The 21,194-nt window shown below is 68.7% G+C and carries 27 protein-coding genes; 8 read left to right on the forward strand and 19 right to left on the reverse strand.

The window, feature by feature from the left end; genetic code table 11:
• Nucleotides 1–227 (reverse strand): hypothetical protein (locus tag ACFVYA_RS36190; protein WP_387051479.1); only part of this gene is annotated, 227 nt, incomplete at its 3' end.
• Between the two features lie 217 nt (nt 228–444).
• Here ACFVYA_RS36190 and ACFVYA_RS36195 point away from each other — a divergent pair.
• Nucleotides 445–633: a hypothetical protein gene (locus tag ACFVYA_RS36195; protein ID WP_387051481.1), complete on the forward strand. Its 189-nt coding sequence runs from the start codon at nt 445–447 to the stop codon at nt 631–633.
• Between the two features lie 418 nt (nt 634–1,051).
• On the opposite strand, the gene ACFVYA_RS36200 is transcribed toward ACFVYA_RS36195, so the two are convergent.
• From ACFVYA_RS36200 to ACFVYA_RS36230, 7 genes are all read right to left on the reverse strand, one after another.
• Complete coding sequence (locus ACFVYA_RS36200) at nt 1,052–1,828, reverse strand: pentapeptide repeat-containing protein (protein ID WP_387051482.1); 777 nt, start codon at nt 1,826–1,828, stop codon at nt 1,052–1,054.
• A gap of 256 nt (nt 1,829–2,084) precedes the next feature.
• Nucleotides 2,085–2,207 carry a hypothetical protein gene (locus tag ACFVYA_RS36205; RefSeq protein ID WP_387051484.1) on the reverse strand — a complete coding sequence of 41 codons (123 nt, stop codon included), beginning with the start codon at nt 2,205–2,207 and terminating at the stop codon, nt 2,085–2,087.
• Between the two features lie 95 nt (nt 2,208–2,302).
• The gene (locus ACFVYA_RS36210; RefSeq protein WP_387051486.1) at nt 2,303–4,438 is read right to left on the reverse strand and encodes an ATP-binding protein; all 2,136 of its coding nucleotides are present in this window, start codon (nt 4,436–4,438) and stop codon (nt 2,303–2,305) included.
• A 281-nt stretch (nt 4,439–4,719) separates the two neighbouring features.
• Entirely contained in the window at nt 4,720–4,911 is a 192-nt protein-coding gene (locus tag ACFVYA_RS36215) for a hypothetical protein (RefSeq protein WP_387051488.1), read from the reverse strand.
• Between the two features lie 265 nt (nt 4,912–5,176).
• Nucleotides 5,177–5,677 carry a hypothetical protein gene (locus tag ACFVYA_RS36220; protein WP_387051490.1) on the reverse strand — a complete coding sequence of 167 codons (501 nt, stop codon included), beginning with the start codon at nt 5,675–5,677 and terminating at the stop codon, nt 5,177–5,179.
• Between the two features lie 148 nt (nt 5,678–5,825).
• Nucleotides 5,826–6,233 (reverse strand): hypothetical protein, encoded by a 408-nt coding sequence (locus tag ACFVYA_RS36225; RefSeq protein ID WP_387051491.1) that lies wholly within the window; start codon nt 6,231–6,233, stop codon nt 5,826–5,828.
• Nucleotides 6,234–6,246: 13 nt separating this feature from the next.
• On the reverse strand, nt 6,247–6,939 hold the full coding sequence (locus ACFVYA_RS36230; protein ID WP_387051493.1) for a hypothetical protein: 693 nt from the start codon (nt 6,937–6,939) through the stop codon (nt 6,247–6,249).
• Between the two features lie 97 nt (nt 6,940–7,036).
• Between ACFVYA_RS36230 and ACFVYA_RS36235 the strand changes: the two genes are divergently transcribed.
• Nucleotides 7,037–7,699 carry a hypothetical protein gene (locus tag ACFVYA_RS36235; RefSeq protein ID WP_387051495.1) on the forward strand — a complete coding sequence of 221 codons (663 nt, stop codon included), beginning with the start codon at nt 7,037–7,039 and terminating at the stop codon, nt 7,697–7,699.
• 96 nt (nt 7,700–7,795) lie between these two features.
• On the forward strand, nt 7,796–10,903 hold the full coding sequence (locus tag ACFVYA_RS36240; RefSeq protein WP_387051549.1) for an NACHT domain-containing protein: 3,108 nt from the start codon (nt 7,796–7,798) through the stop codon (nt 10,901–10,903).
• Between the two features lie 425 nt (nt 10,904–11,328).
• Here the strand turns inward: ACFVYA_RS36240 and ACFVYA_RS36245 are convergent, their stop codons facing one another.
• From ACFVYA_RS36245 to ACFVYA_RS36260, 4 genes are all read right to left on the reverse strand, one after another.
• Nucleotides 11,329–11,733, reverse strand: coding sequence for a hypothetical protein (locus tag ACFVYA_RS36245; RefSeq protein ID WP_387051496.1), 405 nt, complete (start codon nt 11,731–11,733; stop codon nt 11,329–11,331).
• A gap of 94 nt (nt 11,734–11,827) precedes the next feature.
• Nucleotides 11,828–12,385, reverse strand: a complete 558-nt coding sequence (locus ACFVYA_RS36250) for a hypothetical protein (RefSeq protein WP_387051498.1) — start codon at nt 12,383–12,385, stop codon at nt 11,828–11,830.
• Nucleotides 12,282–12,725: a very short patch repair endonuclease gene (locus ACFVYA_RS36255; protein ID WP_387051551.1), complete on the reverse strand. Its 444-nt coding sequence runs from the start codon at nt 12,723–12,725 to the stop codon at nt 12,282–12,284. The genes ACFVYA_RS36250 and ACFVYA_RS36255 overlap by 104 nt, the downstream gene beginning before the upstream one ends.
• Nucleotides 12,726–12,739: 14 nt before the next feature.
• The gene (locus ACFVYA_RS36260; protein WP_387051500.1) at nt 12,740–13,402 is read right to left on the reverse strand and encodes a transposase; all 663 of its coding nucleotides are present in this window, start codon (nt 13,400–13,402) and stop codon (nt 12,740–12,742) included.
• Nucleotides 13,403–13,769: 367 nt separating this feature from the next.
• Between ACFVYA_RS36260 and ACFVYA_RS36265 the strand changes: the two genes are divergently transcribed.
• Entirely contained in the window at nt 13,770–14,042 is a 273-nt protein-coding gene (locus tag ACFVYA_RS36265) for a hypothetical protein (RefSeq protein WP_387051501.1), read from the forward strand.
• Between the two features lie 4 nt (nt 14,043–14,046).
• On the opposite strand, the gene ACFVYA_RS36270 is transcribed toward ACFVYA_RS36265, so the two are convergent.
• Both ACFVYA_RS36270 and ACFVYA_RS36275 read right to left on the reverse strand, forming a co-directional pair.
• Entirely contained in the window at nt 14,047–15,042 is a 996-nt protein-coding gene (locus ACFVYA_RS36270) for a M56 family metallopeptidase (RefSeq protein ID WP_387051503.1), read from the reverse strand.
• A gap of 6 nt (nt 15,043–15,048) precedes the next feature.
• Nucleotides 15,049–15,429 carry a BlaI/MecI/CopY family transcriptional regulator gene (locus ACFVYA_RS36275; protein ID WP_387051504.1) on the reverse strand — a complete coding sequence of 127 codons (381 nt, stop codon included), beginning with the start codon at nt 15,427–15,429 and terminating at the stop codon, nt 15,049–15,051.
• A gap of 336 nt (nt 15,430–15,765) precedes the next feature.
• On the opposite strand from ACFVYA_RS36275, the gene ACFVYA_RS36280 reads away from it, so the two are divergent.
• Both ACFVYA_RS36280 and ACFVYA_RS36285 read left to right on the forward strand, forming a co-directional pair.
• Complete coding sequence (locus ACFVYA_RS36280; RefSeq protein WP_387051506.1) at nt 15,766–15,978, forward strand: hypothetical protein; 213 nt, start codon at nt 15,766–15,768, stop codon at nt 15,976–15,978.
• On the forward strand, nt 15,975–16,127 hold the full coding sequence (locus ACFVYA_RS36285) for a hypothetical protein (RefSeq protein WP_387051508.1): 153 nt from the start codon (nt 15,975–15,977) through the stop codon (nt 16,125–16,127). The genes ACFVYA_RS36280 and ACFVYA_RS36285 overlap by 4 nt, the downstream gene beginning before the upstream one ends.
• Before the next feature lie 169 nt (nt 16,128–16,296).
• Here the strand turns inward: ACFVYA_RS36285 and ACFVYA_RS36290 are convergent, their stop codons facing one another.
• From ACFVYA_RS36290 to ACFVYA_RS36305, 4 genes are all read right to left on the reverse strand, one after another.
• On the reverse strand, nt 16,297–16,740 hold the full coding sequence (locus ACFVYA_RS36290) for a DUF1707 domain-containing protein (protein ID WP_387051510.1): 444 nt from the start codon (nt 16,738–16,740) through the stop codon (nt 16,297–16,299).
• Nucleotides 16,741–16,804: 64 nt separating this feature from the next.
• Nucleotides 16,805–17,011 carry a hypothetical protein gene (locus ACFVYA_RS36295; protein ID WP_387051512.1) on the reverse strand — a complete coding sequence of 69 codons (207 nt, stop codon included), beginning with the start codon at nt 17,009–17,011 and terminating at the stop codon, nt 16,805–16,807.
• Nucleotides 17,012–17,014: 3 nt separating this feature from the next.
• Nucleotides 17,015–17,650, reverse strand: a complete 636-nt coding sequence (locus ACFVYA_RS36300) for an ABC transporter permease (RefSeq protein ID WP_387051514.1) — start codon at nt 17,648–17,650, stop codon at nt 17,015–17,017.
• A complete protein-coding gene (locus ACFVYA_RS36305) occupies nt 17,647–18,573 on the reverse strand; it encodes an ABC transporter ATP-binding protein (protein ID WP_387051516.1) in 927 nt (308 codons plus the stop codon). Before ACFVYA_RS36305 ends, ACFVYA_RS36300 begins: the two co-directional genes overlap by 4 nt.
• 99 nt (nt 18,574–18,672) lie before the next feature.
• Here ACFVYA_RS36305 and ACFVYA_RS36310 point away from each other — a divergent pair, with 99 nt between their 5' ends.
• Nucleotides 18,673–19,308, forward strand: a complete 636-nt coding sequence (locus ACFVYA_RS36310) for a phosphatase PAP2 family protein (RefSeq protein WP_387051518.1) — start codon at nt 18,673–18,675, stop codon at nt 19,306–19,308.
• A 38-nt stretch (nt 19,309–19,346) separates the two neighbouring features.
• Here ACFVYA_RS36310 and ACFVYA_RS36315 read toward each other — a convergent pair whose 3' ends face one another.
• Nucleotides 19,347–20,168 carry a ZIP family metal transporter gene (locus tag ACFVYA_RS36315; protein ID WP_387051519.1) on the reverse strand — a complete coding sequence of 274 codons (822 nt, stop codon included), beginning with the start codon at nt 20,166–20,168 and terminating at the stop codon, nt 19,347–19,349.
• 256 nt (nt 20,169–20,424) lie between these two features.
• Between ACFVYA_RS36315 and ACFVYA_RS36320 the strand changes: the two genes are divergently transcribed.
• Nucleotides 20,425–21,084 (forward strand): DedA family protein, encoded by a 660-nt coding sequence (locus ACFVYA_RS36320; RefSeq protein WP_387051521.1) that lies wholly within the window; start codon nt 20,425–20,427, stop codon nt 21,082–21,084.
• The last annotated feature ends 110 nt before the right edge of the window (nt 21,085–21,194 follow it).

Consider the following 21,194-nt stretch of genomic DNA (forward strand, 5'->3'; position numbering starts at 1 on the left):
GACGACAGCTCAGCCGGCTTCCGCACCTGGACCTGCTGGCCCGGCAGCGATCCCAACTCCGCGAACCAGAGCTGGTACGTCACGAAGTGGGCCGACGGCACGATCCAGTTCAAGAACCAGGCGACCGGCCGCTGCATCGACGACAGCTCAGCCGGCTTCCGCACCTGGACCTGCTGGCCCGGCAGCGATCCCAGGTCCGCGAACCAGAGCTGGTCCTGACGGCGCACCGGTCCCGCCCGTCGCCGCGGCGGGATCGGTGCACCACACGCGGTGTGGCCGATCCGGTGACCGACGAGGCCGACTGAATCCACCCGTTCGTCATTTTGCTCGCTTCGATCCGGCTTCGGGCCCCGCGGGGCCCGAAGCCGAGCGGGCACCCGTCGCGGCCTCACCCGGCACGTCGGAGTCAGCCCCCGTGATCGGCCCGCCCGCGGTACACCGCCATTGGTCACCCTCATCGCGCTGGTGCTGCTCACCGCCGCCGGCGCCGCCACAGCGGTGGCCCTCACGACCACCGACCACCAGCGCGCCCTGCGGGCGCTGACCCTGCTCAAGATCCTGCTCGGCGCAATCCTCGGCAGTGACGGCGCGCTCGCGGCGGTGATCCACCTGCACCAGGCCGGACTCCTGTGAGGCAGCGACCGAAGGACCTTGCTCCGACATCGGTAGACGCTGTGAGCTCGCCGAAGCGTCTCAACTGCCTCACGTGCGTCCACCAACTCAAGATGCACTAGCAAAGCGTTTCGTCACGAACGCAGTGGACGTAAGGGAGGGAGACGACCACCACTGATCTGCAATGCGCAGCACGATGTTCCGGGCTGGAAGCATGCACGCTCGCAGAGACGATTTTCGATCGAGAGGACTTAGACCGCACGTCATTGCACTCGAATTCGATATCGCACGCCCCAGCAGAAGAATCAAATAGTCAAACGATTCAGCCGGAGCGCACACCCCCAAGCCGACGCCGTGGACGATCTGGCTGAGCCAAGCGAGATCACCTCGCATCGTCCGCAGATGGTCCAGAAACGGCCCAGGGTTTTACTGTGGACGTTTACAATCGCGAAAGCTGCAGCTCAACCGGTAGCGCGTCAACGAGGTTCAGGGGCATAGCAATATGTCCGAGTTCGACGCCGTAGAGCTTTGCGCCGGTGAGGTTTGTACAGACGAGGCTCGCACCGGCGAGCATCGCGTGGGAGAAGTCTGCGCCGCTGAGGTCAGCACCGTCCAGCATCGCACCCGTCAGGTCTGCGAGCTCGAACTTGGCGTCGATAAGGCACGCTCCTCTGAGATCCAAGATCATCCTGGCCGCTTGAGCCCAGTGCAGATCGATGGAGTCGGTGCTGTGGCGGCACAGGATGCGCTGTGCCGCGGTCCGGACCTGAGCTTCTTGGAGCCGATCCTCGTAGCGGTCAAACTGCTCCGGACTCGAGCCGCCGTCGGGTTCAGCAGGTTCGGAGTAACGCATTCGCAGGTACGCACACAGCAAGTCGATGATCGTGGCGCGCTGACTCACATGGTCGACTCCGAGGCGTTCCAAGGCGTAGAGCCCGGCGAGGCGGACGGCGGCCTTGGGTGAGCCGAGCTGGTCGGCGGCCTTGGTGTAGAGCTCGGTGACGCGGCGTTCGGTGGCGTCGTGAATGGTGTCCGCGGCGGTGCGTTCCTGGTGGGTTTGACGCCGGACGGCAAGCAGCAGCGCGAAGATGCCGGTGGTGCCGGTGCCGATGCCGAGCCCGGTCTTGACCGCGTCGACCTTTGCCGCCGCTTTCGCGTCCGCGGTACTTGCCCGGTCGGCCTCGCCGAGCAGCCAGCTGATCGCGCCCCACGCCACCGCTGCCGAAGGTCGGGTGCGACGCCTTCGGCTTCGGCTACACCGGCGGCGGGCCGCCATCACGGCCGACGCCGACGAACCCGGCAGCCGGCGTCAGGTGCCAGCTTCATCGAGATGGGACAGCACTTGTCCTGTCCGCTTGAGGGTGACGGTGGACCAAGCCGCCGAGCTGTGGTCCGCCAGGTAGGTGCGGACAAGGGTCGGCGAAGTTGTCCGGGCTTAGTTGGCGGAACCGGTGGTGGCGGGGCCGAGCATGTCAGTTCGGTGGCAGCTCGCGGCCGTCGACGATCATGGAGTCGATGTCCTCCGGCGTGCGGATGACGGTCAGGGTCCCGCGGGTCCCAGCCAGGTCGAGTTCGGGCTCGTCGTAGGTGAACACGCGGCCCGGCAGCGCAGGAACTTCTGAACCGGCTGACGAAGGACGACCCTGCGGTAGCCCTCATCGCCTCGGCCTGCACCCGCGACCGACAGCCGTCACCGGCGCTTGAACAGGCGCCTTGCCTTCTTGCCTGGCGGGGGCAGTCGCGCGATCAACGAACGTACCCACTCGAGGCTCTCCTCCGAGGCGACGGCTTCATAGGCGGCCTCCGCCTCGGCGTAGCAGGACCGCGCCTGCTCGATGTCCCCGTGCTGGTCGTAGGTGATGCCGAGGTTCGTCAGCACCAGGCCGGTGCCCGCCTCGTCGCCGAGGTCGCGGTAGATGTCGACCGCTTTGCGGTACGCGGCCAGGCCCTCGTCGAGGCGCCCGGTGTCGGTGTAGAGGTTGCCGAGGTTGCTGAAGCTCTTGGCCTCCCCATTGCGGTAGCCGAGCTCCCGGCACAGGTCTGCCGAGCGCAGGTAGTGCCGCAGGGCGTCATCGAGGCGGCCGAGCGCCCGGTACACAGCACCGGCGCTCGCGAGGGCCAGACTTTCACCGATCCGGTCGCCGAGCTGCCGGTAGCGCCTGAGCGCCCGGTCGTGGTGGTCGAGCGCGACGGCCGGCCGGCCCAGCTTGGTGAACACGACCCCGAGGTTGATCAGCGCCTGCGCCTGACCACGCGCGTCTGCGGCGGCCTCGAAAAGTGACAGTGCCTCCTCGTAGAACGGGATCGACTCCTCGGGCCTGGCGAGTTCCTGGTGGATGTTGCCGAGCCGGTTCAGCATCGTCGCCGCCATGACGTCGTCACCGGTCGCGCGGGCGGCGGCCAGGGCGACCTCGTGCGTGGTGAGCCAGTCAGCCCAGTGCTTGCGCAGTTGGAAGAACCAGTACATGTGCAGGGTGGTGGTGACGGCATGGGCGTGGTGACCGGTGGCTCCGGCGCGGTCGACCGCCGCGACCAAGTTGGGACGCTCGGCGTCGAACCACGTCAGCGCGTCCTGCCGAGACGTGAACCGCGGTGCCCGGCCCTCCTCCTGGGCGAGGACGACGAGGTGGCTGTCCGCGTCGGCCGCGACGTCGGCGTAGTGCGCCAGCAGGCGTTCCAGCGCGTCGGCGGCCCCGGTGTCTTCGGCGCGGCAGTGGTCCTCGGCGTAGAGGCGCAGCAGGTCGTGGAACCGGTAGGTGCCGTCGCCGATCGCCGGTTGCAGCAGGTGTGCCCGGCGCAGCTCCTCGAGCAGTCGTCGGGCCCGGTCGCTGGACCGGTCGAGCAGTGCACTCGCGGCGCCGGTCCCGACGTGTGGGCCCGGGTTGAGCGCCAGGAACCGGAACGCGCGTGCCTGCTCGGGCGACAAGCGCTGGTACGAGGCGTCGAACGCCGCGCGTACGGCTATCGAGTCCCCGTACGCAAGCTCACCGATGCGGTCATGGGCATCGCGCAGCAGATCGACCACCTCGGCGAGCGGCCGCGCCGGCTGATCCGCCAGAAGGTGCGCCAGGATGCCCAGCGCCAGCGGCAGCTTCCCGCACAATTCCGCGAGGGCGGCGGCGTCCCCGGGTTCGGTCGTGATGCGGGTGTCCGCCGGGTGCGACGCGGTCAAGGCACCCGCCAGCATCGCGAGTGCTTCCGGCATGGGTGGCGCGTCCAGTTCGAGTCGCCGCGCGGCGGGGATCGGCAAGGTGTGCCTGCTGGTGACGAGCATCCGGTGCCCTGGCTCACCCGGCCGCAGCGGCAGGACCTGGTCGAGATCGGCCGCGTTGTCGGCGATCACCAACATCGGCCCGTCGGTGGCGGCGCGAGTCGCCAGGACCGAGCGGTAGAGCAGTGCCCGTTCAGCAGGTTCCGATGGGATGTGCTCACCAGGCACACCCAGCGCGCGGAGGAACGAGCCCAGGGCGATGTGGGCGTTGACGACCCGTGCCGTGTCGTAACCCTGCAGGTCGACGAACAGCACCCCGCCGGGGAACCAACCATCGGCCATCGCCAGCTTGGCGGCGTGCACGGTCAGCGCGGTCTTGCCGACTCCGGCCAGCCCCGCGATGGCACACACGGAAGTGGCGGATCGCGGGCCCAGCACCTCCCGCAACGTGGCGACGTGCTCGGCGCGCCCGATGAACCCTTCGTCCGGCGGCAGCCCCGCGAGCGCCACGGGTGCGGGCGCCGGCAGGTTCAGGTGCACCCCGCCACTGATCGACCCGGCCTGCACAACCGGCCCGAACACGATCCCCCTGATGACGTTCTCGTGCCCGGTCATCGTTCGATTCTGCCCTGTGACGCAACCACCGGTGCCGGCCGTCTCAGGTGGCGGTCAGCTCTACGCGTTGCTCACCGCCATCCTCCGCGAACGCGACCGAAGAGCTCGATGGGGGTGGCCGGGCACCCACCACGGACCAGCTCCAGCGAATCGAACTCCCGCCACTATCAGAACGGCTGCGAGGCGATGCCGACGACGTCTGGGTCGAAGTCCAGGAGAACCAGCCGGTCGCGCTCCAGCCACGACTCGTAGCCCACCAGGCCGCCGGTCGTGGCGGTCCACTAACGCCCGTTGTAGTGGCGCTGGCCCTTGTACGAGGGGAACCCCCGCACCGGCGAACACACTTCGAACGGCACCGACCATGCCTCGGTCAGCGCAACACGCTGCTCCCTGCCTTCGTCGGCGTACGAGAACTCGAAGCCGCCGAGGACTGCGGCCGGGGCGTCCCCAGGGACAAGATCCAGCTCGGGCACGGGCATTCTCCCGGTCGTCGACCAGCCAGCCTCACGGGCGTCCCGCCATGTTTCCTGGAGACCCGCCAACTATGCCGGGCTCCGCCATGTTCGCCCGGACAGGACAGCACTCGCCTGGCTGTCGAGCGACAGGAGAGCTGGCCGGCCGCAAGGCGCTGACCAGCGAGGGGCCAGATAGCCTGACGCGCGCGGCGGACGTCGGCGTCAAACTATCTGGCCCTTTTCATGCGAGCACGCCCTGCATCCATCCAGTTAGGTGCGCGAGCTAAATAGGAGTCTCCTCATACGCTGGCCGCGGCTGCCGGGCGGGCGCCTTCGAGCGTGGGGTGAACACCGCCGGGTCGCGGTAGCCGTAGGTCGCGGCCTCGCCCGGATCGACGAGACCCTGCCGCCGCGGCTTGGCGGCGTCCCGCGTCGGATCGAGCGCTTCGAGAGCGAAGCCGATCCAATGGGCCGCGAGGCACCGCTCGATCAGGGTGGTGCGCGCTTTGATGACCTCCAGTTCCTCGACCGGCGTCAGCAGCGACCGGTCGAGGGGGAGGTCGAGGCCGCGCACCGTCGAGACGTCGGCAGGCACCTTCGCGAGCGCCGCGTGCGCTGCAACCAGGGCTTCAACGAGGCCGACGCCGCTGGCCAAGTGGGGGTGGGCGTCCTCGGCGGCGCCGAAGGCCGACCCTTGCCCCGGACTTCGCGGCGCGAGATGCGTGGGATCGAGCGCCCGCAGGGAGACGACCATGACCGCCGACAAGAAGTTCAAGGCCGCCATGCGCGACTACGCCGCGCGGCACGGCATCTCCTACACGCCGCCCACCGCCGGCTGGCGGCGCCACCTGTGCTGGTGGCGCGCACCGACGCGGACTGGACCCCGAAGTTCGGCGACCGCGCGGTCTTGGACGAGCCAAGAGTTGACGGATCTACGCCGAGGGATCGAGAGGAGTCCCGAATGTCCAGCCGGTCAGGCAGGCCGTCAAGACGTCACATAGCACGGCAGCTGCCACCACGCCCCAGATGATGCCGCCGCCCTGTGCCTTGAAATTGTCCTCCGACAGGCCGAGTTCGTCGGCGATGCGCCGTGAGACTGCGGCGTCCTTGCTGCAATGGGCGCCCAGAAGGAGGGCCATCTCTGATGGGTGATCTCGCATCGCCTTGGCAAGAAGTTCGAAGTCCGTCCTCATCCGCGCGATATCCTCGGCAGCGAACTGCTCAGGAAGTCTCACGCGCGTGAGATGGTCCGTCGACATAGCGAGGCCCTGTGCATCATAGGCGTAGTCAGTGATGCCCATCATGAGCGTCACCGTGGTTGCAGCGGCGTTGTCAGACATGTACTATTTCCGTTCAAATTCGGAGTTGAACTTTGGCGGTCACTGTCTCACCTGCGTGGTTTGTGCTCTGACCTGTCACCTCCAAGGTGCCAGCGCCTACGAAGTACTCTCGCACCTGTCCCGAATTTGCGTGCTTGCCGCAGGACAGCCGGTCTGGTCGAAACTCGGGACCCATCACGAATCCGTAGTACAGACCAGGATTGATGGCGGTCTCGACACTACGGATGGACACCCGCAGCCCACCAAGCGTGAAGGATTGTCCGTTCTGATCGACGTCGGTCTGGCACTTGAAGGTGCCACTGGCGTAGTGAGACACCTTCGAAACGCCCTTTGGGTCGTTGGCACGGAACGTCACGACATATCTGTGCGCGGGGTCGAGCGTGGCGTTCCCGCCGTCCAGTAGCTCTGCGCCCTGACCAGCATCTTTGTCGAGTAACCCCCAATCAAACTTCGCGGCAGCTGGCGGCGTCGTGGGATCACATGACGCCGCGATCAGGGTGGCGAAAGAGGCGACCACGACGAATATCAACGTTCTGGCCGCCACCGGTCGCGATCCGCTGACCCGAGTTGCCCCGAAACAACGATCAATCGCGTGCTGTGACCGGCTGACAAGGTGCACTCGATCACGACCTGGGCGACCGCCGCGTCCGTTCGCGCCGGTCGAGGCCAATAATCGATGAAACCAGCCGCTGCGGTAGCGCTCCATGCCTGGGGAATCGCAACCCGCCGAAGGCGCGTAACGGATTCTGCTCCGGTGGACTCGACGTTCACCCAATTGCCGCAAGAGACACCGGTGGTGTGTCGTGACCACCGCCCGCGCCGGCCGCCGGACGGCGGTCGTCAGTCCCGTTGCCACCGGCCTCACGGTTGCCGTCCTCGCGCTCAACCTGCGGCCCACCGTCACGAGCATCGGAGCCCTGCTCGCCCGCATCGAGGCCGGCGCCGACGTGTCTCCGGCCCTGGCCGCAACCCTGGTCGCTCTCCCGACCTGGTGCTTCGCGGTCGGCGGCTGGACCGCGTGGCGGATCCGGGCCCGCTTCGGCATCCGCGCCGTCGTGAGCAGCGCACTTGCCGCCCTGACCCGTCTCGCTGGTCGCCCGGACCCTGCCCGGCGACGTCGCGGTCCTCGCAGGCACCACCGCGGCGTGCCTCGCGATCGCGGTCCTCGGCGCACTGCTGCCGGTCATCGTCCGCGCCGCGACCCCGGCTACGCGGCCTGCTACACGACCTGCCTCGGCGCCGGATCCGCGGTCGGCGCGCTGCTCACCCCGACCGGGGTGGCGTGGCAGCGGGGGCTCGGCTGCTGGGCGATCCTCGCCGCCGCTGCCCTCCTCATTGGCCCGTGGACCATTAGGACTGGATCAGTGCTGCGGCGTCTTCACATGCCGATTTGTTTGCGTTTGCCGCGACTGACTGCCCCGTGGTGGTCGTCTTCACCGATCCAGACACACGCGGCGTACCCATGATTCTGAGTTCTGGGCGCGGCGCAGGTGTTGTGTGGACGGTGACGGGTGGTGATGCTGTGTGTTATGCGGCGTCGGCTCCTTCCGGTTTCAGCGGTGATGGTCGGTGTCGCCCTCGCGTTGGTTGGCAACCTGGCGACCAACACCGTGCAGGTGACGGGCGGCGGAGTGCTGTTCGTCTGGATCGCCACCGGATTGCTGGTAGTTGCCGCGATAGTGCTACAGGGCGGGCCGCTGCTGGAGCGGGTTGCCGGGTCGACGACGCCGGAGGGGGCCCTGCGGGCACTCCGCGAGACCGTCGAGATCCAATGGCGGACCGAGGCAGTCCGCAGTCGGTCTCTTTCGGATCCGGCTCCGATGCCGGTGCGGTGGAATCTCACCGCCGCGGTGGAGCTGAGCGGCCAGGTCGGTGAGGTGGTGCTCGGCGGCTCGGTGAACTGGTCAGGGACGGCCGAGGACATCGCGGGGCTCGCTGCCGAGTTCCGAGGGCTGGCGACCAGGCGGCTGGTGATTGCGGGGGGCGCCGGTGCGGGCAAAACCACGCTGGCGATCCAGTTGGTGCGAGAGCTCGTGGCCACCTGGGAGAGCGGCGACCCGGTGCCGGTGATGCTGTCGGTGTCCGACTGGGACATCACGAAGCACACGACGTTCGAGAGCTGGTTGACTGTCCGCCTGGCGGAGGCCTACCCGGCACTGCGTGAGCCGACGCCATACCCGGCTCGGCGGTTGTTCACACTCGGGCACATACTGCCCGTGCTGGACGGCCTCGACGAACTACCGGAGGAAGTGCGGCCACGGATTCTCCGGCTGGTGAACGAGGCGCTCGACAAGCGGACACAGCTCGTGCTCACCAGCCGGACCCGTGAATACGCCGAAGCGGCCGGCGCTGGCCAGCTGATCACCAGGGCAGCGGTGATCAGCGCCGAACCAATGTCGGCTGACGCCGCGGCTGGCTATCTCGCCGAGGTGATCGGCCGCTCGCTTCCCCACTCCGGCTGGCAGCTGCTGCTTGACGGCCTCCGGGCGAACCCATCCAGCCCACTGGCCGAAGTCCTGTCCAGGCCGCTGGGCCTGTGGCTGCTGCGGACCGCGTACGAGCCCACCGCAGACCCCTCGGGCCTGCTGGACAATGCGCGCTTCGCCGGGACTGCGGCACTGCACGCGCGCTTGTTCGACCGGCTCATCCCGGAACTCATCCGCGTACGGCCGCCCGCGAGTGGGGAGGACGCGACGCAGTACCGCCCCCTGCACGCCTGGGATCCCGTGCACGTCGAACGCTGGCTCGGCCACCTCGCCAACGTGATGCGGCAGAGCCCAGGTGAGCGTCGACAAGGCCAGCTCAGCACGGGCAGCAGAGACTTCGCGTGGTGGCGGTTGCCCACGATGGTGCTGCCCCACCCGCTGCCCGCACCGGCGCTCCTCCTGGTCGTGGCACTGGTGGGCACCGGCTGGCTCACGCTGGTCGGCCATACGGCGTTCCACCTGCGCACCCTCGATTCCGCCGCACTGGCGGTGCTCCTCCTGTTCCTCCTCAGGGAGGGCAAGTACACGGGGTACTGGACGGACCATGCGCCGGCGCCCGCGGTCCGCGGTCTGTCGCGGCGGTTCGGGTTCCTGCCAGGTCTGTTCGTCCGGTCGCTCCCGTTCGGCGCGTTCTGTTGCGCTGTCATGTGGTTCCTGTACACCGCGGCCGAGTTGTTGTTCACGGATCTCACCACGGCGTTCCACGACGGACTGCGACTCGGTGTGCTGACCGGGATAGTTCTGGTCCTCGGACGACTGAACGACCGGCTCTCACAATGGGTCGTGGCGCCGACGGGGGAGGCGGCGGCTGGCACCCCGTACAGCAATTGGCACGCGGACCGGGCCACGCACGTCGTTCGCCTGCTGCTCGGTGGGCTCCTGGCGGCCACGGTCGGAGCGGTCGTGATCGCCGTAGCAGGGGCTGCCGCTCATCTGGTCGCGCTCGGCGCCGCGCTCGGTCTGGCTGCCGGAGCCGGCTACGCCCTCGTGACAGGACACAACAATGCGTGGCCCGCCTACCTGGCAGCTACCGTGCACCTGGCCCGCCAAGGCCGCACACCCCGCCGGTTGATGTCCTTCCTGGAAGATGCCCACCGGCTCGGTCTCTTGCGCGCAGTCGGTCCGATCTACCAGTTCCGGCACGCGGACTTCCAGGACCACCTGGCTGCGCGACACGCCCCGCCCCCACCCACTTCCCCAGTGCCCACGCCCATCGCACGGCACTCGCACCGACGCTCCCACAAGGATTTCTCGGCCACGTTCGTGCGTGCGTTCCGCGTTCCTCGACGGCTGCTCGACGTCGCGTTCAGCCCCGACGGAACGACCGTAGCGCTGTTCCGCGACGGCGCCACCGACCTGGTCGACTTGACCGGGCGCCGGGTTCGCCGTGTCCGCCACGGGCTGGCGCCGCTGCGCATGCTCGTCCCGTCCGGAGCGGTCACGTTCAGTCCTGACGGCCGCCACTGCGCGGTCACCGGCAGCACGATCCGCCTCTGGCCGCTGGGCCGGATGGTCGGCCACGCCAGGATCTTCGAGGTCGCCACGGGCCGGGAAACCCTCCGGCTCCGCCACTCGTGGTGGATCAAGACGCTGGCGTACAGCCCAGACGGCACCCGCATCGCCACCGGCGGCGGCGACCTGTTGCAGATCTGGGACACCGCCACTGGGCGGCAAATCATAAACATCCATCACACCGGCGAGATCGGCAGTGTCGCCTTCAGCCCGGACAGCCAGCGGCTCGCCACCGGCACCTACCTGCTCGGCGACAACGCCGATGACGCCACCACCGAGGTCTGGGACGCGGCCACCGGAAAGGCGCTGCTCCGGTTGCGGATCCACCCCGTGCGCTTCCACAACATCACGAGCGTGACCTTCAGCCCGGGCGGCGCTTTCATCGCGTCCGCGAACGGATGGGCTATCACCGTTTGGGACGCCCTCACGGGCACACAGGTCCTCACGCTGCCCACCGGTGCCGGCCATGTCGTCTTCAGCCCTGACGGCCTCCACCTGCTGACCTCTGGCGGCGGGCCCCACACCGACCTGCGAAAGTCCTCGGACGGCACGTCCGACCTCCGGATCACCCACCGGGACTGGGTTACCCGGGCACTGTTCAGCCCCGACGGCAGCCTTCTCCTCAGTGTCGGGGAAGACCGCAATGCCCAGCTGTGGCAACTCTGGGAATAGATGGCGACGTTGGTCCCGCGCCCTTCCTCCGGCTGCAGGGTCCGCCCATAGCCGCAGGGAGTGCGTTCGTGGAGGCGTTGGACCGGTGCCTCGCTGCCCGGTCGACGCTACCGTCGTGCAGCGCTGTCACTGAAGAAATGCCACGAAACTGAGACCGACCTTGAGGGACATCGGAGTGAGACAACTCGAACCTGCAGGTCGCACAAGATCGACATGTCACGTGCGGTGAGACCCTACACAACCTGTAGGGTCTCACGGCTGACGTCGTAATCTCACGAGCGATGTCGTACGTGGGTCGTATACGACATCGCTCGTGAGATTCGTTGCGGCGTAGTGTCTATTCTCGGTGGATCTCGCAGAGCCTGACCGTGTCGTGGACGAGGGGCTGGCTAATTGCCAGGAGGTCGTCTGAGCGGGCCGGTGTCTCAGTCGGTCTCCGCGGGGTTGGTGGTTGGCTGTTCAATTGGAAAGAGGATCGGGCTGAGCAGGTATTGCGCGCGCTCTGGTGTCGGCTGGTTGATCAGTCGAGGCAGGAGCACGCGACGTAGTTCGCCGATCATCTCTTCCAGTTCGCCGCGGCTGAGCCAGACCGCGTGTTGCCGGTAGCCGACGAGATCCGCCGCCGGATCGGTGTTCTCGCGGTCGAGGTAGGCGTTGAACTCGGCGACCGGGACGGCGTGAACCCAGGCCACGAGATGATCGCCCCCGTGAGCGAGATCATCTTGATGACCGACCCGAAGGTTGCGGCCGTCCCGGTCGCGGAGTGCGGTGAACGACTCGTGGAGGTGCGGCGCGTCAGTTCGCAGCTCGTCGATGACTGGAAGCAGCAAGATTCCGTCGATACCTTCGCCTAATTGCGGGAAGGCGTACTCAACCGCCTCCTCACAGCCGAAACATCACTACCTGAAGGCGTCCTTCCTCAGGTCAATCCTGCCGCGGGCTCCGAGTTACTACGTCGGCGAGTGAGGTGGCCGAGTCCAGTTCGGCGTCACTGAGTTCGTTGATCGCGGCCTTTAGTGCCTGAGCCTCGGCGGTCGTCGGCAGGTCCCCGGAAAGCAGGCTGGGGAGGCCCAGTTCATAGCCGCATCGTGCCCGAGGGCTGTATCGGTGCCTGGTTCGCGCCACGGCGGATGCGACCCGGAGCGCGTGCTCATTGCCGGGGGGAACGTGCGGGCGGTCGATCTCCCTGGCGGCGAACCGGTATCCGTTCGCTTGGTCGCATCGATGACATCCCAGCCGGCCGGCGCCGAGCGTGCTGCGACACTCCTGGCAGGTGAGACGGTTCAAGGCACCATCCACGACACGCCACTCGAACTCCGATGGATCTTGCAGCACTGTCTCGGCCAGTGATGTCTCGTCCGGGCTGCCGGCCACGACTTCAAAGGTTGCCAGGAACGCCAGCCAAGCGGCCTCGATACCAGCCTCGATCTCCTCCAGGGCGACGGCTGGCCTCCCGCCGCGCGGAAGCCGTCCGTGCTTCACGACACCCAGTATAAGCAGTCGCCGAACTGGCAGAGGTATTCACGATCGACCAGCAGGTCGCATACCCCGCTGGCGCCGCTACCTCTTCGACCTTCCGGTTGTGTACGCCGGGCCTTCGGCGGTGTGGGCCGGGCCGAACGGTCCTGTGTTCAGGGCAGGAGTGCCAGAAACAACCGTCGACGAAGATTGCGATGCGCGTGCCTCGCAGGAGCACATCGACCCGCCGGCGCCGATTCCCGCCCGGAACCGGCTGATCGACGACGAACCGAAGACCTCGGCGGTGTAGCGCACGCCGGAGCGCGATCTCCGGACGGGTGCCCGACCTCCTGGTCCGGCGCATCACGGTGTAACTGTTCAGGCCATTTTGATAGTTGTTGGCAGCCAAGGGTTTCCGGTGATGGCGTCGCGTAGCGCGGTGATGAGGTGGAGGCCGTTCTTGCGGGCGGTGGAGATGTAGCCGCGGACGCGCAACCATGCCTGGGCGCCACGCTGGGTGCGCCAGCCGCCGGAGATTTTCAGCTGGGCTTTGATCATGCGGAGGTCGCGTTCGGCTTGGTTGTTGGTGAACGGGACAGTCAGGTCGCGGGCGAACAACAGCACTTGCTGCTGGTAGTCGCGCAGGCGCACCAGCAGGTTACGGGTCTTGCTTTGCTTGCGACCCCGATCCGGCGGGTGCAGCAGCAGACCAAGGTGGACAGTGCGGACGAACCTCGAGAGCAACGGATCGACGATATTGGCGGGAATCGCGGCCAGGCCGGCGTCGCGGGCGGTATGAGCAGCGGTATTGAGCTCTTCGAGAGTCTTCATGGCGATCCGGGGCCAGGCGTGCTCCGGATGCGCTTCGCTGGCCGCGGACTCGTTGACCACGCGCACCATCAGCCACTCGACTTGCGTGGTCTTGAAATCACTGGTGCAGCTACGGGCGCCGGGTCCGTGCCAGTACGCGGCGCTGCCTGTGTCGCGATCGCTGGTCCGGAGAGTGGCGTTGCGGACCAGGACCCGATCCAGCAGGTCCACGTCACGACGGACCGCCAGGGCCCAGCGCGACCGCGTGGGCTGGAATTGATCAACAGCCGTCGTAGCTGGCCAGGTCGGGTGCGGCGCCGCGAGCCTCGTTAGTCCGGAGATAGTTGGAGTGGGAGAAGCCCTCCTCGTACGCGGCGGGCGGGGTCAGGTCGAGGGCACGGGCCTCGCCGAGCATCGCGTCCTTGGTTTAGGTCCGGCTCCGCGGTCAGCGGGGAATTCCACGGACCAGGGCGCCCAGCCCTTGCGGATGCCGGGAATCCGCCGGGCCTCGCCGGCGTCGATCCCGATGTACAAGGTGGTGGTGCGGGGTCGGCGTTTGCCTCCCAGTCATCGGCGGGCGGGCTGCTGCTTCAGGATTTTGAACCGCGTCCCCGACCTTTTCGGGATCACCCGCTACGGCGTCGTCTACACCGGAGGCACGAAGAAGATCGCCGAACACGGGGGCGCCGCGCCCGACGACCGCGATGTCCCGCTGGTCGTCACCGGCCCCGGCCACCCGGCCCGCGCGATCGGGGCGCCGGTGGCCACCACGCAGATCGCGCCGACGATCCTGCGTCTGCTCGGTCCTGACCCGTGGGCTCTGCGCGCCGTCCGTGAGGAGGGCACCAGGGTTCTGCCGGGGCTGGGCTGACCGATCAGCGGGCGTGCCACACCGACGTGCGGGCGAGGGCGCCGCGGTGATGGTCGTGGTGTGCCCGCAGGGCGCTCGGGGACTGCCCGGGCGTCGCGGTCTGGGCGATCTCGATGCCGTCGTGCAGCTCGGCCGCGCCGTCAAGGGCGGTCTGCGCCGACAGCGCGGCCAGGCCGAGTACGAGCGCACTGCCCAGCACCGCCGCCGGGCCGGCGGCCGCCGGTGTCGCCAGCAGCGCGGACACCCGGCGCGGCACCGGGCCACCGGTGGCCGCCAGGGCGAAGCCGTGGGGTGCGCGGCCGGCGAGTGCGGCCTTCGCCACCGCCCGCGCGACCAGGCCGCGGTCCCCGACGTGGGCGGCCGCGGTCTCGTCGGCCCACCGTTCGAGAGCGAACCCGGCGGCGGCGCCGAGCGGGCGCAGCAGCGGGTTGAGTGCCGAGGACAGTGTCACGGCGATCAGGAACAGGTGGTGGCGCAGGGTCAGGTGAGCGCGCTCGTGGGCGAGCAGGGCGCACCGTTCCTTCGGGCTCAGCGCGGCCAGCATGCCGCTGGAGATCGCGATGCGGCCGCCCCGGCCCGGTGCGGAGAACGCCACCGGCTCCTCGCCGGGCAGGAGCACGACCCCGCCGTCCCGGCTGTGTTCGTCCAGTTCCCGCGACACCCGCCGCGCCCAGCGCAGATAGCGCACGCTGGTGCGGATGAGCCGGACACCCAGCACCACCAGCACGACACCGCTGACGATCGAGACGGGGACGCTGACGGCGTCGAGGTTCCGCAGCGCGTCCGGTGACCAGTGCCCGGCGTCGGCGACCGCGGGGATCAGCGAGAGCCCGGCGAACGCCGGCAGCAGCAAGGCGATGGTGCTGCCCGCGGCCAGGACGAGGCTGCTGCCGGTGAGAAGCCAGCCGGCCGCCCGGGGTGGCAGCCGGGGCGCGACGAACCGCGACACCGGCCAGGCCAGCAGGGGCAGGAGCAGCGGGACCAGGAGGTCGGCGTCCACGTGCGGTCAGCTCCCGGTTTCGCCGCGCAGCAGCGCGCGCAGGACCTCTTCGTCCGACTCGGACAGCTGCGTCACGAACCGGGCCAGCACGCTGCCGCGGTCGGGCTCGCCGTCGAGGACCTTGGTCATCTTCCGGGCGGCGAGACCGGCCTCGTCGTCGACGGCGTGGTAGCGGAAGGAGCGTCCGTGCTTCTCTCGGGTGGCGACGCCCTTGTCGTGCAGCCGGGTGAGGATGGTCACGACCGTCGTGTAGGCCAAGTCATCTTCCAGCCTCGCCTGGACATCGGTGGGGGAGAGGGGTTCGCCCGCGCTCCACAGCACCGTGAGCACCTCGGCCTCGAGCGCGCCGGGAGCTCGTCGCATCGCGTCCTTCCGCCGGTTCCGCATGTAGTCAATCTACACCGCTGTCGTACCGGCGGAAGCGAGCCCGGCAGGCTCGCGTCGCCTGCGGTGGGTCGGGCTCGGCCACCGTCGCTTTCGGACAGTCGGCGAGACGGACGGGGCCGCGATGCGTCCAGACCAGCGATCGAGATTGCGAGACCCATGACCTCACTGCGGGTTCCTGCGCCCAGCCGCGCCCTGCTGAGCAAGGTGCCGGCCTGCCGCTCGAAGCGAGCACCATCGTGTTCGGCGTCCTGCTGTCGGCGACTTTCCTCGGCTGGTACGCGGCGGAAAAGAGGTTGTCCATCCATTCGATCGTCACGCGACGGCGGTGGTGACCTCATGGCCGAGGTCCTGGGGCTCGGCTTCCTGGTGACCGGCCTGATCGTGGCCGCGCTGGTCGTCGGCACGGCGATCGCGTGGCGGTTCGGGCTGCACCCGGTTCTCGGCTTCTGGTTCATCTACGTGCTGACCCGGCCGCTGGGCGCGTCGCTCGGCGACTACCTGTCCCAGCCGCCGAGTCAGGGCGGCTTGGGCCTGGGGGGGCGACGATGACGAGCGTGATCTTCGTGGCGGCCATCGTCGTCACGGTCGTCTGCCTGTCGGTCACGAAGGCCGACGTGCTTCCCGGCGGTGCCGCCGGGGCAAGCAGGGAGCGGTCGGCCCGGGGCGGACTGTGGCAAACGATCGTGTTCCTCGCGTGATTCTCGCCGCGGGCGGCGTGCGCGTATCGGCCCTGCGCAACGAGAGTTCGGCTCCGGAGGCCCTCGCACAGCCACCGGCGCCCATCGGCGGACCTGCGCAGCCGGTGCCGGCGCACACCTCTCCCCGCAGGTCGCTCGGCGAGTCCGCAGTCCACCGGTTCCCATGCGCTCAGCCGTGACCGAATTCGTGGTGCTCGAAGCCGTCTCCGCCGAATCCGTGGAACGCGGCGACCAGGAACACCGCGGACGTCAGCAGCCCGGCCAGGACAATCACCGCGATCACCATGCGCCTTCGTCCGCTTGAAGCGCCGCCGCGGTTGAGCAACGTCGCGATATCGGCGGCGAGCTGCCGGCATACCGCGTCGAGGATCGATCGCCACCCTTCGCTTGCTTCGGGTTGCGGGGCGGGCAGCTCGGCCAGGAGCGCATTGAGCTCGTGCCGGTAGCGAGTTGTTTCGATCGTGGCCAGCCGTTCCTCGACTTCGTCGATGGACAGCCGTCCCTCGCCGGCTGCGGCGTACAGCCGGGCGCGGGTCTGCTCACGTTCGGCGTCGGAGCACCGGATGGCGGTTTCGCCCTCCGGGGTGGTCTTCGGTGCCAAAGCTTCGTTCAAGGTGGTTCCTCGTTTCGCGGACGGCTGGCTCTGATTCCCAGTCAGGAGCCCCCTGCCGGAGTGCTCAGGCGTCCCGGCGCTTGAGCAGGACCGCCGCGGCCACGAGTGCGACGACCACGTACGCGCAGAACACCGCGAATCCGGTCCAGGGTGCGAGCATCGCGGTGTCCGGGCGGACGGTGACCAGCGCCTGCCCGGCGTTGCTCGGCAGGTACGGCACGATGTGCGGAGCCCAGCTGTCCGGCAGAGCCTCCGCGATCCCCGGCAGCACCAGCTACAGGCCGAACAGCGTCGCGATCGCGCCCGCGGTGTGTCGGATGAGCCAGCCGAGTGCGACGCCGAGCATGCCCGCGACCGTCAAGTACAGGCCGACGCCGAACACCGCGCGGAAGACCCCGGGCGCCGACAGCGTCGTCTCGATGTGTTGGGAGCTGAGGAAAGCCTGGCCGCCGAGGAACGCGGCGAACGAGCTGACCGTGCCGACGACGAACGAGACGACCGCGAAGATCGCGAGCTTCGCCCACAGCACCGGCAACCTGGTGGGCGCCGCGGAGAAGGTCGCCCGGATCATTCCGGTGCCGTACTCGCCGGAGACGACGAGCACGCCCAGAACGCCGATCACCAGCTGGGCGAGGACGTAACCGCGGATGCTGACGTCGGTCGGGTCGAAGCGCAGCCTGGCCTGCGGCCGCATGACCGGCCAGCGGCTCGCGTCGGCGGCCGAGAAGACCCAGCCCAGCGCGATCATGCCGACGACGGCGACGACCACGGCCAGCGGAGACGACCGCAGCGAGCGGAACTTCAGCCATTCGGACCGCAGGACGCGGACCCCGGTGACCTTCAGGTCGTCCGGCAGCGGCGCGGCCGGGGAAGAGGTGGCTCCGCTCGTCGTGGAGAGGGTCGTGGTCATGACGCGTGCCTTTCCGCCGCCGGAGTGACCCGGTATTCGAGGGCGTCGTCGGTGAGTTCCATGAACGCTTGCTCGAGCGAGGCCTGCACGGGCGTCAGTTCTTCGAGCGGAATGGCCTCGCGGCAGGCCACGCGGCCGATCTCGGCGCCGTCGAGACCGGTGACTTCGAGCAGGTCGGGCTGCACGCTCGTGACACCGGTACCGGGACCGGTCAGCAGGGCGCGCAGCCGCGCGGCCTCCGGCGTGCGCACGCGCACGACCTTGCTCGACGCGCGCCGGACGAATTCATCCACCGATGTGTCGGCGATCAGCCTTCCCTTGCCGATCACGATCAGATGCTCGGCGGTCAACGCCATCTCGCTCATCAGGTGCGAGGACACGAACACGGTCCGGCCCTCCGCGGCGAGACCGCGCAGCAACGTGCGGATCCACAGGATGCCCTGCGGGTCCAAGCCGTTCACCGGCTCGTCAAGGACGAGTGTCGCCGGATCGCCCAGCAGTGCGGCGGCGACTCCGAGGCGCTGGCCCATGCCGAGGGAGAACCCGCCGACGCGCTTGCGTGCGACATCGGTCAGCCCCACCAGGTCGATCACCTCGTCGACCCGGCGACGCGGGACGCCCGTGGTCAAGGCGAGCGCCAGGAGATGGTTATAGGCCGACCGCCCGGTATGGACCGCTTTCGCCTCGAGCAGCGCGCCGACCTCGCGCAGGGGAGCGGCGTGCCGGTGGTAGGGCTTGCCGTTGACGGTGACCGAGCCGGACGTCGGCGCGTCCAGGCCCATGATCATCCGGATCGTCGTGGACTTGCCGGCACCGTTCGGGCCGAGGAAACCGGTCACCACCCCGGGCTTCACCGTGAAGGTGAGGTCGTCCACGGCGGTCTTCTCGCCGTAGCGTTTGGATACTGCGCGTGCTTCGATCATACCGTCCTCGTCTTCCCGGTCCCGCCTCGCCGACCCAATCAATCTACACTCGTGTAGAAGTAGTTGGTGAACGCTGCATAGCGGGAAGGAGGCGTTGACATGGACGGGGGAGTCATCGACGGTGGCTGGTACCTCGACGTGGTGGATTTCGCTCGGTCGACGCCGTGGCTGCACGGCTTCTTCGAGATCTACACCGACGCCGGGTTGGGGCTTCTGGCCGTGCTCGCCGCGGTGGTCTGGTGGCGAGGGCGCGGCAACTCGGCGGCGGGGATGGCGGCGGCGCTGTGGGTTCCGCTGGGAGTCCTGCTGGCCTACGGCCTGAGCAACCTGGTGAAGGTCCTGGTGCAGGAGCCTCGGCCGTGCCTGCGTTATCCCGGTGTGCCGACGGTGGCGCCATGCGACTTCGCCACCGACTACTCGTTCCCGAGCAACCACGTGACGCTCGCCGTGTCGGCGGCGGTGGGGCTGCTGCTGGTCGCCTGGCGGATCGGCCTGCTCGCCGTCGCCTTCGCGGTGCTCGTCGCCTTCTCACGGGTGTATCTGGGCGCGCACTACCCGCACGACATCCTTGCCGGCGCGATCCTCGGAGCGGCGGCGGCCTGCTGCGGCCTTCTGCTCCGGCGGCCGTTGACGGCGCTGGTCATCCGGGGGCGGGCGGGACGGTTACACCGGCTGGTCGGGACGGCCGCCACGGAATCGGTTCCGGGTGGCAGCCGCCCTGGGCGGGCCAGTTGATCGAGTCGGCGGCCGCTTCCGCCTGATGGCGGCGCGCGTCACGCCCCCGCGGCGGTGATGACCGCGTCGGTGGCGAAACCGAGGAAGAGGCCGAGGAACAGGCCCCACGTGGTGATGATCTTGAGGTTCGCCTTGCGGGCGACTGACAGCAGCTCGATCACGACGTAGAGGATCGACCCGGCGGCCAAGCCGAGGAACGCGATCGAGACGGTGTCGCTGACGAAGGCCTGGCCGACGAGGGTGCCCAGGAACGTGGGACCGCCGCCGATCAGGCCGAGCAGCGCGAGGTAGCCCCAGGACGGGCGGCTGCCGGTCAGCGGGGCGACGATGCCGAAGCCCTCGGTGGCGTTGTGCAGGCCGAACCCGATCACCAGCAGCACAGCCAGGCTCAGTTCGCCCCCGGCGGCCGAATTGCCGATCGCGAGGCCTTCGGCGAAGTTGTGCAGCCCGATGCCGACGGCGATCGTCATGGCCAGCCGGGCGCCCGGGGCGCGGACGGCCGGCGCGCTCAGCTCGCCGACCGAGGCGGCGCCGGGGCCGAAGGCCCGTCGGCGGGACGCGGAGCGGCTGGTGGCCTGGTCGAAGTGGACCAAGCCGAGCAGCCCCGCGCCGAAGGTGACCGCCAGGACCGCACCGTTTCCCAGCACGGCACCGATTTCGCCGTGGCTCAGCCCGGTGTCGATCGGTTCCCACGCGTGCGCGAGCACGTCCCAGAGCAGGAAGATCAGGATGCCCGTGGCCGTGCCGTTGAGGAGCGTCTTCGTGCGCGGCAGTTCCGCCCGCAGCCGGCCGAGCGGGAGGCCGAGGAAGATGGTCAACCCCGAGACGGCGCCGAGCAGGGCGATCTGGGCGGGCGACATGGTCTGCTCCTGAAGGTGTCGAGACGGACGCGGCCCGCTGACCGTAACTCAGGAAAGGCTGCCCTCAAAGAGGTGAGGCAAACCTTGCCGTCCGAAGTGGACGAAGGTGAGAGTGCGGCAAGAGCAAGGTTTGCGGAAGGTAAAAGCCTTTGACGGTAAAGCGATTTCGTCGCCCGTCGCGGCTGAGGGCGGCTGCGGTCCGGACGACTTCTACGTTCGTGTAGAAATAAGGGGCAGGTGTTGTCGTGGAGAGGCAGTGGTGGTCGACGTGAACCCGCTGAGTGCGACGTCCTGGCTGGCCGATCTCGGCGCGGCGGGCGTGTTCCTGGTGCTCTTCGCGGAGACCGGTTTGTTGATCGGGTTCTTCCTGCCGGGTGATTCGCTGCTGTTCACCGCCGGGCTGTTCTGCACGACGAGCGCCACCGCCGCCGTGCACCTTTCGTTGCCGGTCGTGCTGCTCGCCGCGGTGGCGGGCGCGCTCAGCGGCGCTCAAGTCGGCTTCGTACTCGGCCGCCGCGGCGGCCGGCCCCTGCTGGCGCGTGTCCGGAATCCGCACCTGCACCGCGGGGTCGAACGCGCCGAAGAGCTGCTCGGCCGCTACGGCTACGCGAAGGCGATCGTCCTGGCCCGGTTCATTCCGGTGGTGCGGACCGTGCTCAACCCGATGGCCGGGATCCTGGCCGTCCCGGCCCGGACGTTCACCACGTGGCAGGTACTCGGTGGCCTGGTGTGGTCGATCGGGGTGACGCTCGCCGGCTATCTCCTCGGCGCGAGCGTCCCCGGCATCGACCAGTACCTGCTGCCGATCATCGCGGTGATCGTCGTCGTGTCCTTGATCCCCCTCTTCCTGGAGCTGTGGCGAAGCCGCCGCCGGGACACGAGGCCCACGCGCGAGAGCGACACCGAAGGCCGGTGACCCCGGGCGGCGCTGTGAGTAAAGCCGCGACCGCGAATCCGCGTGCTGGTGCGCATCGCCCAGGACGCCCACGCCGGTGGGCAAGGTGGCGCGGGAGCACGGCACTCCGG

The organism is Amycolatopsis sp. NPDC058278 (genome assembly GCF_042881395.1).
Lineage (GTDB): Bacteria > Actinomycetota > Actinomycetes > Mycobacteriales > Pseudonocardiaceae > Amycolatopsis.